This is a genomic window from Lactobacillus sp. PV034 (genome assembly GCF_014522305.1).
In the GTDB taxonomy this organism is placed as follows: domain Bacteria; phylum Bacillota; class Bacilli; order Lactobacillales; family Lactobacillaceae; genus Lactobacillus.
The window spans coordinates 539,037-552,192 of the sequence record NZ_CP041982.1 but is presented as its reverse complement, the minus strand read 5'-3'; the positions used below and the strand labels follow the sequence as shown (position 1 = coordinate 552,192).

The following is a 13,156-nucleotide window of genomic DNA, read 5'->3' as shown; positions in this document are numbered from 1 at the left end:
ATGCTTGTTTTAATTTTTGATTTTCCCAAAATATCCAAGAATTTTCATTCAAAATTTATTAAAGATAGAAATAATAGATATAATTTATATATAAGTAAACATGGAGGAGAGATCACAGTGATTATAGATGAAGAAAGCAAAAAAGCCATGAATAAGGAACTTGCTATTATGAATGGGCTAATACCTGATGATGACAATAATGTTGATGACTTAAACGACTATTTCAAAAAATTGGGCGTTTGATGATAAAATTAGAAAACTATAACCAGATAGATAATAAACTTATGCTGAAAAATAATATTCCTACTCCTAAACTAAGTGAAATTTTATATGAAGAATTTATGGTACCTTTGAATGTGTCTATTAAAATGATTGCGCGAGCTACCAATGAATCAACTTCAATAATTCAGGATATTCTTAATGATAAAAAGAAAATTACTGTGAATATTTCTACTGGCTTAGGAAAATTGTTTGGAGTATCTCCAAAATACTTTTTTAATATTCAAAATGAAATTGAGTTAAGAAATACAAAATATATGTCAACAACAAAAACAAGCATCCCTAAAAATAAAGGGATGCTTGTTTTAATAAATTGAAGTTTTATTCGACTACTTTTGCTAAAATAGTATCTAGGCTTTTGGGTAGCTTCCAAAAGTTTAGTAACTAGGATGGCTACACACCCCTCAACATTTATGAAGTTACGGAGGTGAGAGCCATGCCACATAGAATAGACTGGAGAAGTAGGCAGCCTTGTCGGTAGCTTTAGCTATTGCAGTAAGTTTCATTCTTAATGCAGTAGGCAAGTTTGTTATTAGATGTGCGACGGCATATGTAATAACAAAAAAAGCTAATCACAAGGATTAGCTTACCACTTCAGTCATTCGAGTTACGATTGGAGTTAACGACTGCACTCGTTAACTCCTTTTCTCTTATAATTTTACTCGTAAAGACTTTTTATTTCAATTATTATATTTCATTAAGAATTTGTAGTACTTACCTTACATGATTGTATTTGCATTAATTAACTCACATAACTATAATATAAGTATAAATGAAAAGAGAGTAATGAGCCGCCACTCATTACTCTCAATCGTAGAATTGAATAACTGAGGTTGAGCTAATCCTTGTGATTAGCTTTTTTGATTATTCGATAGGCTTTAGCAAAGTTAATTGCAGCAATCGAAAGAATCAAAACTCCGGTCGCAAAATCAACCGTAAATATACCTCCAGTTTATCCAAATTATTCATGACTCTTCACCTCCGTAAAATTTAACTAAATGAGGGGTGTTAGTCATTCTTATCTACTAAGCTAGCATTAAGTATTAGCTAGATATTAATGCTAGCCTATCAATATTATAGCAAATTGTTATCTACTCCAGTATTAATTGTACAAAGTATAAATTATAACGATAAGGAAACAGCCAATGTTAAATAATAATATTCCTACTCCTAAACTAAGTGAAATTTTATATGAAGAATTCATGGTACCCTTGAATATGTCTATTAATATGATTGCGCAATATACCAATGAATCAACTTCAATAATTCAAGATATTCTTCATGATAAAAGAAAAATTACTGTAGATACTTCTCGTAGCTTAGGAAAATTGTTTGGAGTATCTCCAAAATACTTTTTTAATATTCAAAATGAAATTGAGTTAAGAAATACAAAGTATATGTAAACACCAAAACAAGCATCCCCAAACTTAAGAGGATGCTTGTTTTAATAATTTGAAGTTTTATTCAACTACTTTTGTTAAAATATTAATTAGGCTTTTGGGTAGCTCCCAAAAGTTTAGTAACTAGGATGGCTGCGCACCCCTCAACATCTATGAAGTTACGGAGGTGAGAGCCATGCAATATGGAATAGACTGGAGAAGTAGGCAGCCTTGTCGGTAGCATTAGCCATTGCAGTAAGTATCATTCTTAATGCATTAGGCAAATTTGTTATTAGGTGTGCAACGGCATATGTAATAACAAAAAAAGCTAATCACAAGGATTAGCTAATCTCTTCAGTCATTCGAGTTACGATTGGAGTTAACGAGTCGCATTCGTTAGCTCCTTTTCTCTTACAATTTTACTAGGAAAAACTGTTTATTTCAATGATTAATTTCCTTAAGAATTTGCTTTAATTAACTTACATAATTATAATAGAATATAAATGAAGAGAGAGTAATGAGCGGCCACTCATTACTCTCAATCGTAGATTTGAATAACTTTTGGGAAGAGCTAATCTTTATGATTAGCTTTTTTGATTATCCGATATGCTTTTGCAAAGTTAATTGCAGCAATCGAAAGAATCAAAATTCCGGTTGCAAAATCAACCGTGAAATTCCCTCCAGTTTATCCAAAATTTAGACATAACTCTTCACCTCCGTAGATATTAATTAAATGAGGGGTGATAGTTATTCTGATCTACTAAATTAAAGTTAATGGTAGCTAGGCATTAACTTTAATCTGATATCTATTATAACAAATTGAAAGATCGCAGAACTTACAGGATAAAATAGCTAAAATACTCACCTTATGGTTAAATAATGGGGTAAACCAATTATAAAAGAGGAGTATTTTATGAAAAAAGTTGTAGGAATTGCGTCAATGATTTTGGCTATGACTAGTTTAGCTGCATGTAGTAATAAAACTACCCAGCCAAAGGGTTCAACGGCAAAGTCAAGCCAAGTGACTAAGACAAAAGTTGCCGAGATTGCTGGTACTTATCAAGATGGTAAGAATGCTGTTATTTTGTTTAAAAAAGATGGCACTGGGCGTTACGTTTCTCGCAAAGATGACCTCGATGCAGAATTTACTTGGAAGAAAAAGAATAGTTCAACATTTGTTGTCACAATTAATGACCGCAAAAATAATCATGAATTTACGGCTAAGCTTGCTAAAGGCAAATTAAAGCTTAAGGATGCAGATGATCAAACTGAAACTTTTAAACGTGTGAAAGGACACAAGCTTAACTTAGATAATTTTTTAGCAAAAGATAAAAGCTCTGAGAATCAAGTGGCAACTTCAAACGCTGAGCAAAAATCGACCGTGGCAGGTGATGAGGGACTATTTGATATCCCAGCAGACATGCAAGGCACTTGGTATAGTGCGGATAATGCTGGTAATGATAATTCATCAATCACGACATTAACACTTGATAAGCATCGTATTTCTTATCGCAATCAAGAGGAAAGCGGTACTGTAATTCTACATAAGATGACTAAAGGTTTTGACTTTTCTCGTTATGTACAAGATCAATCATATACGGAAGCAACTAAGAATTGGAGTCGTGGATACTTAGAAACTTATCGTGGCCGACGCTTGCTTCATACCTATAGTTGGATGCAAAGCGCAGGTGCAGGTGGTTATTACTATCTCGCTCACGAAGATGGACAAACTGTTTTAGTTAGCGCATCAGGTGCCGGTATGTGGGCTAATGCGATTTATTGGAAGGATCAAGCTACTGCCCAAAAGAATGCTAATAAATCATTTAGCGATATTCCAACCCAGGATAACGATGCAACTTTAAATAGTGATAATTCAGATGATGAATAAAGAATCGATAAAGGGAGTTAATGAGTAATGTCATTAACTCTTTTTTCTTTGTTAGACCCAATTTTTTATTTTATAACCCTAAAAATAGCGTCAAAAAACAAAAATATAAAAAATTTCAAATTTTATAACATGGTAAAAAGCCTTGTATAACAACATTTTTCGTGAACTATAATAATTATTTTATAAAAATATAAATAACAGGTGTTGTTTTATCCGGATAAAAGAGTTAATATATTTATAGATTAAGTCACCAAGAAAAAAAGTTATTAGAAAGAAAGATATTAATTATGAAATTACAAAAGAATTTAACCAGTTTTGTTACTATTGCTACTTTAGGTTTAATGATCAGTGGAACTACTTCAAATGTACACGCTGCAACAAATAATAATGAAGAAGCAATTTGTGCACCATTAGCAGGTGGTGGTGAAGAATCACCTGATAACAGTGTTGAAGGTACTAATGTTGAATATCCAAAATTAGCTCCAGCACAAGATGCACCTCAAGAAGAACAAACTTCAAATTCAACTAACAAGCAAACAGTCTCAACTTCAACCAAAAATGTTACAACTTCTAATGTAGAGCAAGTTCCAGCAGCTAAAAGTACTGCAAAACCTGCACAAACCACTACAAACCAACCAGCCGCAAGTTCTCAAGCAACTTCAACTCAACCAGCTCACCAAGAACAAAAGGCTAATCAAAAAGCTTCTAAGAAAGAAGTAAAAACTCAAGCTAAGAAGCATGTTACTAAAAAAGCTTCCACTAAAAAGCACGTTAAGAAGAATGCAACTCTTTTACAAGGAACTGTTTTTGGTTCATTAGCACTTGTTTTAGCTAGTGTAGTTACTTATTTCTTTAAGAAGAGAGCTTAATAAAGGGATAATATTAAGTTTTAATGCTAATAGTGAAGAAGGATAATTCTTTCTTTCTTAATACCAATTTTCAAACACTTAACATTTGTTAAGTGTTTTTTTGTTTATCTGAATTAGGAAGTAATTTTACTACTGTTTAAATAATGAATTATTTAAACTAGGAAAAATTCATCAAATTTTATCTTTATAAAGGGGGCAAAAACCCCATAAAATCAGCATCTTGTTTTATAACACTTGTAATTCCATTCCTTTTTTATATATTTTAGATTTTTTGAAAATTTTTTTGAAATTATTTATTTCTCACTTTTTAAAATAACACCTATTACCTAATGAGTAATCTCTTTGTCTTCAAAAATAACGGGTGTAATTGTTATTTATAACATATTGTTATTTAACACTATACACACCTAGACATGCTCTAAAAACCTGGTACTATAAGGTTGTTGAGAGAAAAAGAGAAAAACATGTTACTAACTATTTTAGAAAGTTGAGAAGAATATCTATGAAGAACGTTAAATTGTTATCTAAAATTTCTATTGCCGCTTTATTAACTGTTGGTGGAGTTACTACTATTAACCAAGTAAATAATTCTGTTAAGACTGAAACTGTTCACGCAGCTACTACTGAACAAACTAGAATTACTTTACCAGCTGGTTACACTGCAAGAAGAATTTTAAACGTAAACAACAACCGCATTTCTAACGCTGATAAGAGAGCTTTAGTTCAAGCTTCTCAACAAGGTATGAAGCAAAACAACTTCTACGACAACAATGCTAAAGATAAAACTACTATGGTTAACACTACTAACATGACTTGGAGTCAAAAAGTTGAAATTAACCGTTACGCTTTAAGCTTAATTAACTCAGCTCGTAGCCAAATGGGTAAAAAGGCTTGGGTTCTTAACACTTCAGCTATTGCTTTTGCTGACAGAGTTGCTAAAGAATACACTAACAACGGTAAGAGCGATTGGGATGCAGATCACTATGTTGCAGGTATTACTCGTGCAGCTGTTGCTTCTGGTTTAAAGAATGCTGGTCAAGTTTACGAAGATGAATCAGGTCTTCCAATTACTTCACAATTTAACGGTTCTGTTCGTAGCATGTACGCCTTAAAAGAACAAATTTACTTTAACGTTAAACAAATGTTATTCGGTGGTTTCTATGGTTCAATGACTAACTTCAATGATGCTTCACATTACACTGAATGGGAACATGCTGGTGACTTATTAGGTCTTAGAAGTTTAAAGGGTGCTGATGCTCCTACTAAGTACTTTGGTCTTAGTTTCTCAGGCTTAAAGAACAACAAGTCAAGAATTTCTGTTCACTTCATGGGTGTTGCAGACAGATACATTGCCAACCGTCGTGTATTTAACACTAAGGCAAACATCTAATTGTTTTTCCTAATATACATGTCTTTATCGATTAAATAATAAGCATATAAAAACCGAGATATTAATATCTCGGTTTTTTGTTTTACTGTTATGTTTCTAACCCCAACCATAATTTTTTGATTTTAAAATTAGGGGGGGAGGCAAACTGGATAGAAATACAAAATAAAAGAGCAATCAATTATTGATCGCTCTTTTTTAGTTTTGATTAAAGCTTTTATCAAAGATCTCTTCGACTTCATCTTCGCCCAAATACTTAGTTAAAGCGGGAATAATAATTCCACCATAAGTATCCATAATGTCATCAAATTCTTCACTTAAGCCGGTTTGCCAGCCTGTTTCAGTTGCTTGCGTATCATCAATCCATGGAGCTAAGGCAATAGAAACATCGGCTTTTTCATCGATATCATCTTCAAATTGTGTCTCGTTAAAACCACACATCAAAAATAGAATTTCCGTTTGTACCTTTTCTGGAACCTGGTGGGCAACTAATGCTTTAGTTAAATTAATCCGAAAATTTTGGTCAAAGCATCTTTTCACACAAATGCGTGCTTCTAGTTTGGCAACTTGCTTGGTAATTTCATTAATCTGACCTTCTTTTTCTAGCCCTGTGATAACTTCTGATTCTTCGAGAGTATCTAGCTCATCGAGCAAAGAATCAATTGTTCGCTCATAGAGGTACATTTTAATGGTCCATGCGATTTGCCGAACAGAAAAGTGATACTCTTTTTTTAAATTTTCAGCAAAATTACTCAGAAAAAGAGTTAATTCGAAGTCATCAGCGTCTAGAGGGAGATTATTTTCTTCTTCTTCTTCAAATTCATCTAATACATCTATTGGTGACATAATTACTCCTCTTATTAATACGTTGTTTTTTAATTTTAATATATATTCACAAATATTTCAAAGAAAATTCATATTCAACCGAAAGCTTATTAAATTTTAATGTAAAACTACATTATAAAATTTTTTTCTTTGATTTACAAAAAAATTACTTACGAAGATAAAAATAAAAGTGTATGATAATCAACGACCCAAAAATAAGGAGGAAATTTTTTTGGAAAATACAACATCAAAACGCCAAGCAATCGTGCATGCTGATCATCCATGGATTGCGATGGTTGCTTTAATGCTCGGAGCTTTCGTAGGAATGCTTTCTGAAACTTCATTGAATATTGCATTACCTCAATTAATGAAAGCTTTTAATGTACCAACTGGTACAGTGCAATGGTTAGTTACTGGTTATATGTTAGTAATCGGAATTGTCTTACCATTGTCAAGTTTATTAACTAAATGGTTCTCAACCAGACAATTAGTTTTTTTTTAGTCTTTTGGCCTTTTTAATTGGTTCAATTATTTCTGCTCTTGCACCAAATTTTGCCATTGTGTTAACAGGAAGAATGATCCAGGGTATAGGAACAGGGATTGTTTTGCCATTAATGTTTACTGTGGCCATGCTTTTGTTTCCACCAGATAAATTGGGTGCTGCAATGGGTGCCTGTGCGATGGTTATCATGCTTGCTCCTGCAATTGGCCCAACTGTTACTGGTTTAATCCTAGGTGTCCTTAGCTGGAACTGGATTTTCTGGATGTTTGTCCCATTCTTAGTAGTTGCCTTGATTTTTGCCATTGCTGGTTTAGTTAATGTTAACGAAGTAACGAGACCAAAAGTAGACTTTATTTCAATTATTGAATCAGTAGTTGGATTTTCTGCTTTAGTTAGTGGTGTAAGTTTAGCTGGAGATATGGGTTTAGGTTCATTCGTTGTTTGGGCTTTAATCATCGTTGCAATTGTGATTTTGGCCTTATATGTACATCGCCAAGTTAGCTTAAAGAATCCTATTTTAAACTTACGTATTTTTTCAATCGAACAATTTAGAGTAGGGGCTTTAATTGTGATGGTTGACTTTGCTATCATCCTTTCGTCAATGTACTTATTACCACAATACATCCAAAGTGGTCGTTTATTAGCCGTAGCTTTAACCGGTATTATTATGTTACCTGGTGGTTTGATTAATGCGATTACTTCTGCAATTAGTGGTCGCGTTTATGATCAAATCGGCGCCAAAGCACCAGTGATGATTGGATTTGTGCTCGCCTTGGTTGGTGCAATTATGCTTGCTTGTGTAACAACTACCTCACCAATTTGGTACATTATCTTGTCTCAAGTTATCTTGATGATTGGTTGTCCATTAGCAATGTCACCAGCTCAAACTTATGCCTTGAATGCAGTTCAAGGACCACAATCAGCTGATGGTAGTACAATTATGAACACCTTACAACAAATTGTTGGTGCGATTGCGACTGCGATTGCTACCATTTTACTTGCAGCTGGTCAAACTGCAGCTCATACTGCTAATAAAGCAGTTGCCTTTACTAATGGTGCTCACTTTGGTTTCTACTTCACAGTTGTTCTAGTAGTAATTGGATTATTACTTGGACTCTTAATTAAGAAAGAAAAATAACTTTAAGCATAAAAGCAAAAAAGAAGGAAGGCTTCAAACCTTCCTTCTTTTTATTCTGCAAGATTAGTGTCATCACTAATATCTTCACTGCTTGCTGTGTCTTCACTAGTAATTTGACTAGTATTGTCATTGCTTGATGTGGCACTGTTAGTATTATTAGAGCTTGGAGCCGTGTAGCTTGAAGTGTAGTGATAAGTTGGATAACTTGGCGTAGTTGGACGATAATAGCTGTTACTATTACTATTGTTATAAGTAGTACTTGGCTGACTGCTTTGAGTTTGACTTGTTTGCGAATTAGAACTAGTAGTTGAATCTGTCCCTTGATTTTGAGTAGCAGTATCTGCTTGTGAATCGTCTGCAGGTGACTCTTTTTGTTCTACTGGTTTTTTAGTGGTTTCTTTTTTAGGTGTAGTCTTTTTAGTAGACTTCTTGCTAGTTTTCTTAGTCTTTTTAACGACTTTTGTACTTGTTTTTGGATGTTTAATAATATGGGCGTCGGGATCTTCACGACAACCAGCAGTTGTTAAAAGCAAAGCAATCATCGAACCAAAAATAATTTTTTTCATCTTTTCCTCCAAAAAAGTGTTTTATTTAATTATAAACTTTCACCAATAATATATGAAGCTAAAAAATTTAATCTGCTGGTTAAAAATAGTATTCTATATGTGAAAGTAAGAAAAAAAGAGGTCCTTAAGATGAAGAAATATGACTATATTATTTTAGGTACTGGTCCAGCTGGTTATAAATTGGCTGGTAAATTATCAGCAGCTAGCAAGAAGATTTTGGCTGTTGAAGGTGGCATGTTTGGTGGAACTTGTCCAAACGTTGGTTGTGAACCGAAGATTTTTCTTGAGGGAACAGTTCATACAGCTTTAATGACTGAGCAATTAGCTGGACGTGGCTTAGTCCAACCAGCAAAAATTAATTGGCAACAATTAATGCAAAATAAGAAGGCGCGTTTTGATTCTTGGCCTGAAGAAACTAAGGCTAATTTTTATAAGCTAGGCGATGTAGCTGAAGGTTATGGCAAGTTTGTTGAACCTCATGTAATTGAAGTAAATGGTGAAAAATACGAAGGCGATAAGATCATCATTGCTACAGGTGCTCACTCTCATAAAGTACGTTTTCCCGGTGATGATAAGACCCATACTTCCGATGATGTTTTATCTCTTGATAATGTGCCTAAGAGAACCACAATTATTGGTGGGGGTTATATCAGTATGGAGCTAGGAACTTTCCTCGCAGCTGCTGGTAGTGACGTCACTATTTTAGTTCGTTCAGATCGCGTTTTGCGTGGTTTCTACCATAAATATACGGTGCAGTTAGTTGAAGCAATGGAAAAACGTAACATTCATATTCGCTTGTTTAGCGAGGTAAATACCCTTGAAAACGCTGATACTGGTAATGGCATGGTAGTGACGACCAAAGACGGTTCTGTCTTTATGACTGATTATGTTTTGGATGCTACTGGCCGGATTCCTAATATTGAAAAACTTGACCTTGACCATGTTGGCATCAAATATTCAAAACATGGCATTGAAGTTAATGACCACCTTGAAACAAGTGTACCAGGCGTTTATGCTATCGGTGATGTTGCTAACCAAAAATTACCTAAATTAACTACTGTAGCTGAAAGTGAAGCTAACTATATCTTTGAAATCTTTGAAAAGGGGAGCGATGCACCATACTTGCGTCCAACTGTTGGTACAGCAGCCTTTACTTTCCCAGAGATTGCGCAAGCAGGTCTTAATCCTGAAGTGGCTGAAGCTGATAGCAAACACTACACGGTGGAAGAACATGACTTAGCAGGTAGTAGCCTTTATGCTGGGCTTAATGAAAAGCCAGCAAAATTGACCCTTGTTTTTGATCAAGATGATCGTTTAGTTGGTGCTAGTGAACTATCTGCCACCGCCGCAGATGATATTAATAACTTTATTCCAGCAATCGCTCTTGGAATTAGTCGCAAAGATTGGGAAAAGCAAATCGTACCAATTTATCCAGCATTAGCTGATAAAGTTGGTGGTGACTTAAGATAGTGAAGCAAGAATTAACTCGTTGCACTTGGGGTAACAACAGTGATGAGCTTTATCGGAATTACCATGATCATGAATGGGGTAAGTTGAATCTTGATGAAAAGTACCTTTATGAGATGCTTGTTTTAGAAAGTTTTCAATCAGGTTTAACCTGGGCAACAATTCTCCATAAACGGGAGAACTTCCGTCAAGCTTTTGCAGGTTTTGATGTCGAAAAAGTCGCTCAATTTACGCAAGCAGATTTTGAGCAATTAATGCAGAATAGTGGTATTATTCGAAATCGTTTAAAAATTAGGGCGGCTATTAATAATGCTCAGGTATTAGTTAAGTGGCATCAAGCAGATAAAACTTTTCGTGACTTTTTATTAAAATATATTCCGCAGCCTCTTGATAATCACTATCAAAAAATGTCAGATGTTCCAGCAAGTACACCTCTGTCTACCAAGGTTTCAAAGGCAATGAAGCAAGAGGGTTTCAAGTTTGTTGGTCCTGTGACAGTGTATTCTTTTTTACAAGCAGTGGGTTTAGTCAATGATCATTTAGCAAACTGTCAATTTAGGAATTAATGTAACAATGAAGGAATTATGAATGAGTAAAAATAAGCAAGAATTAAGTAATAGTCAAAGACGGGAAGGTTTAAAGCAAATCATGTCCATGCTTAATTCGCCTCGCTATGAAGAAGGAAACGCTGAATGCTTTAGTCCGGATTATGTTAGTTTTGATGCAACTTCACCTTTAGCTGGTAAAAAGATTGCCTTTTTGGGTTCTTCGATTACTGCTGGCTTTGCGGCTAAAGATGTGTCATTTGTTGATTACTTGGCTGCTAAAGATGGGGTTGCCATAACTAAGTCAGCTATTTCGGGGACAACCTTAGCAGGTTTAACTGAAGATGGTTATCTTGAACGCCTTTATCATGATTTTGACCAAAAGCAGAATTATGATCTTTTTGTTTGTCAGCTATCGACTAATGATTATAAAAATGACAAAGAACTCGGTAAGATTACACCAGCTAGCCAAAAGGAAAATTTTGACTGCGAGACAACGCTTGGTGCCATTGAAGAAGTAGCACGTTATATAACTACTGAACTAGATTGTCCCTTGGTGTTTTATACTTGTCCGCAAATAGAGCCTGTTGAACAATATCAAGAGTTAGTGGACTTATTGAAAAAGATCCAAGAAAAGTGGCATTTTAAAGTTATTGATCTTTTCAATAATCAAGCTTTAATGGCGGCAACGTCTGCCCATCCAAATGCGATGTTTGATAATATTCATCCAACACGAGAAGGGTACTTGAAGCTTTGGTTACCAGTTTTTGAACAAGAATTAACGCAAATATTGAATAAGTAATAGAGGTCCAGTAAAAGCTGGATCTCTTTTATTAGATTAAGGTGAAACACTTTCTCATAAAAATATCCAAAAAAGTAACAATTTAAGGTTTACAGCTGGCTAATATTCGGCTAAACTTACATTAATTTAAATTAAAATATTTTGAGATTATCTATGAGAGAGGGTCATGATGTATTTAGCGATCAATATTGTCGGTGTGTTGATTTTTCTTTTGATCGGTTTTATCTTTTCTAAGGATAAAAAAGCCATCAATTGGCGTGGGGTTATTACCATGGTTATCTTTAACCTGATCTTAGCCTGGTTCTTGACTAGTTTTTCTATTGGACGTGCCATTGTTGAAGGAGCAGCTAGTGGCTTTAACGAATTGATGGATGTTGCCTACAAAGGAATTGAGTTTGCCTTCCCAAGTATGGTGAATGTCAAGCAAATGGATTGGTTCTTCCAAGTATTGATGCCAATTTTAATGATTGTACCATTATTTGATATTTTGACTTATATTGGTATCTTACCTTGGATTGTTAAGTGGATTGGCAAGGGCTTATCTAAACTTACTGGTCAACCTAAATTTGAATCATTCTTCGCTGTTGAAATGATGTTTTTAGGTAACACTGAAGCCTTAGCTGTTTCCGCTTTACAATTAAAGCAAATCAACGCTAAACGTAATTTGACTTTGGCCATGATGTCAATGTCTTGCGTTACTGCTTCAATTATTGGTTCATATACCAAAATGATGCCTGGTCAATACATTTTGACCGCTGTCCCATTAAACGTAATTAATGCTTTGATTGTTACTGCAATGCTTAATCCAATCAAGGTTACCCCTGAAGAAGATACCATTGCGACAATGAAGAGTAGCGAAATAGTTGCGGAAGAAGAAGTTGAAGGTGGTAAAGCTGCTGAAGAACCAACTCCTGGTAAGGAACCTTTCTTCTCCTTCTTAGGTGATTCAATCCTTGGTGCAGGTAAGTTGATTTTAATTATTACTGCTAATGTTATTGCCTTTGTTGCTTTAGCAGACTTAATCAACAAGCTTTTAGGACTTATTAATCCTTGGCTTTCACTTGAACACTTATTGGGAATCGTAATGTATCCATTTGCATGGCTAACTGGACTTAACCCAACTGAGTCCCTCCAATTTGCCCAACATATGGGTACCAAGTTAGTTACTAACGAGTTTGTGGTAATGGGACAAGTAACAGGTCATGTTAAATCTTATGCTCCTCACTACCAAGCAGTCTTAACGGCCTTCTTAACTAGTTTTGCTAACTTCTCAACTTTGGGTATGATTATCGGATGTTTCAAGGGAATTGTTAACAAAGAAAAGAATAATCTTATTTCTAAGAACGTTGCTTACTTATTACTTTCTGGTATCTTAGTATCATTGCTAACTGCTGGAATGATGGGCTTATTCGTTTGGTAAAAATATTAAAAAGTTACTAGAATTTTCTAGTAACTTTTTTTCTTTCTCTAGAAATGAGTAAAGGACTAATTTTTAACCAAAACGTGTAA

12 protein-coding genes and 1 pseudogene are annotated in these 13,156 nt (G+C 34.5%); 11 read left to right on the top strand and 2 right to left on the bottom strand.

Annotation, left to right across the window (positions count from 1 at the left end; translation table 11 throughout):
* The first annotated feature begins 117 nt into the window (after positions 1-117).
* From FP432_RS02800 to FP432_RS02775, 6 genes are all read left to right on the top strand, one after another.
* On the top strand, positions 118-243 hold the full coding sequence (locus FP432_RS02800; RefSeq protein ID WP_265489338.1) for a hypothetical protein: 126 nt from the start codon (positions 118-120) through the stop codon (positions 241-243).
* 41 nt (positions 244-284) lie between these two features.
* Positions 285-596 carry a HigA family addiction module antitoxin gene (locus tag FP432_RS02795; protein WP_265489337.1) on the top strand — a complete coding sequence of 104 codons (312 nt, stop codon included), beginning with the start codon at positions 285-287 and terminating at the stop codon, positions 594-596.
* A gap of 828 nt (positions 597-1,424) precedes the next feature.
* The gene (locus FP432_RS02790; protein WP_265489336.1) at positions 1,425-1,682 is read left to right on the top strand and encodes a HigA family addiction module antitoxin; all 258 of its coding nucleotides are present in this window, start codon (positions 1,425-1,427) and stop codon (positions 1,680-1,682) included.
* An 889-nt stretch (positions 1,683-2,571) separates the two neighbouring features.
* Positions 2,572-3,546 carry a DUF3642 domain-containing protein gene (locus FP432_RS02785; protein WP_265489335.1) on the top strand — a complete coding sequence of 325 codons (975 nt, stop codon included), beginning with the start codon at positions 2,572-2,574 and terminating at the stop codon, positions 3,544-3,546.
* A gap of 287 nt (positions 3,547-3,833) precedes the next feature.
* A complete protein-coding gene (locus FP432_RS02780; RefSeq protein WP_265489334.1) occupies positions 3,834-4,415 on the top strand; it encodes a hypothetical protein in 582 nt (193 codons plus the stop codon).
* Positions 4,416-4,917: 502 nt separating this feature from the next.
* Positions 4,918-5,805 carry an SEC10/PgrA surface exclusion domain-containing protein gene (locus FP432_RS02775; protein WP_265489333.1) on the top strand — a complete coding sequence of 296 codons (888 nt, stop codon included), beginning with the start codon at positions 4,918-4,920 and terminating at the stop codon, positions 5,803-5,805.
* Positions 5,806-6,000: 195 nt separating this feature from the next.
* On the opposite strand, the gene FP432_RS02770 is transcribed toward FP432_RS02775, so the two are convergent.
* Positions 6,001-6,648: a hypothetical protein gene (locus FP432_RS02770; protein WP_265489332.1), complete on the bottom strand. Its 648-nt coding sequence runs from the start codon at positions 6,646-6,648 to the stop codon at positions 6,001-6,003.
* Positions 6,649-6,919: 271 nt separating this feature from the next.
* Here FP432_RS02770 and FP432_RS02765 point away from each other — a divergent pair.
* Positions 6,920-8,267 (top strand): annotated as a pseudogene (locus FP432_RS02765) (DHA2 family efflux MFS transporter permease subunit).
* A 50-nt stretch (positions 8,268-8,317) separates the two neighbouring features.
* Here FP432_RS02765 and FP432_RS02760 read toward each other — a convergent pair.
* Complete coding sequence (locus FP432_RS02760; RefSeq protein ID WP_265489331.1) at positions 8,318-8,833, bottom strand: hypothetical protein; 516 nt, start codon at positions 8,831-8,833, stop codon at positions 8,318-8,320.
* A gap of 129 nt (positions 8,834-8,962) precedes the next feature.
* Here FP432_RS02760 and FP432_RS02755 point away from each other — a divergent pair, with 129 nt between their 5' ends.
* From FP432_RS02755 to FP432_RS02740, 4 genes are all read left to right on the top strand, one after another.
* Positions 8,963-10,303, top strand: coding sequence for a dihydrolipoyl dehydrogenase family protein (locus FP432_RS02755; RefSeq protein WP_265489330.1), 1,341 nt, complete (start codon positions 8,963-8,965; stop codon positions 10,301-10,303).
* Positions 10,300-10,866 carry a DNA-3-methyladenine glycosylase I gene (locus FP432_RS02750; RefSeq protein WP_265489590.1) on the top strand — a complete coding sequence of 189 codons (567 nt, stop codon included), beginning with the start codon at positions 10,300-10,302 and terminating at the stop codon, positions 10,864-10,866. The genes FP432_RS02755 and FP432_RS02750 overlap by 4 nt, the downstream gene beginning before the upstream one ends.
* 22 nt (positions 10,867-10,888) lie before the next feature.
* Entirely contained in the window at positions 10,889-11,647 is a 759-nt protein-coding gene (locus FP432_RS02745) for an SGNH/GDSL hydrolase family protein (RefSeq protein ID WP_265489329.1), read from the top strand.
* 169 nt (positions 11,648-11,816) lie between these two features.
* The gene (locus FP432_RS02740) at positions 11,817-13,067 is read left to right on the top strand and encodes a NupC/NupG family nucleoside CNT transporter (protein WP_265489589.1); all 1,251 of its coding nucleotides are present in this window, start codon (positions 11,817-11,819) and stop codon (positions 13,065-13,067) included.
* Positions 13,068-13,156 lie beyond the last annotated feature (89 nt).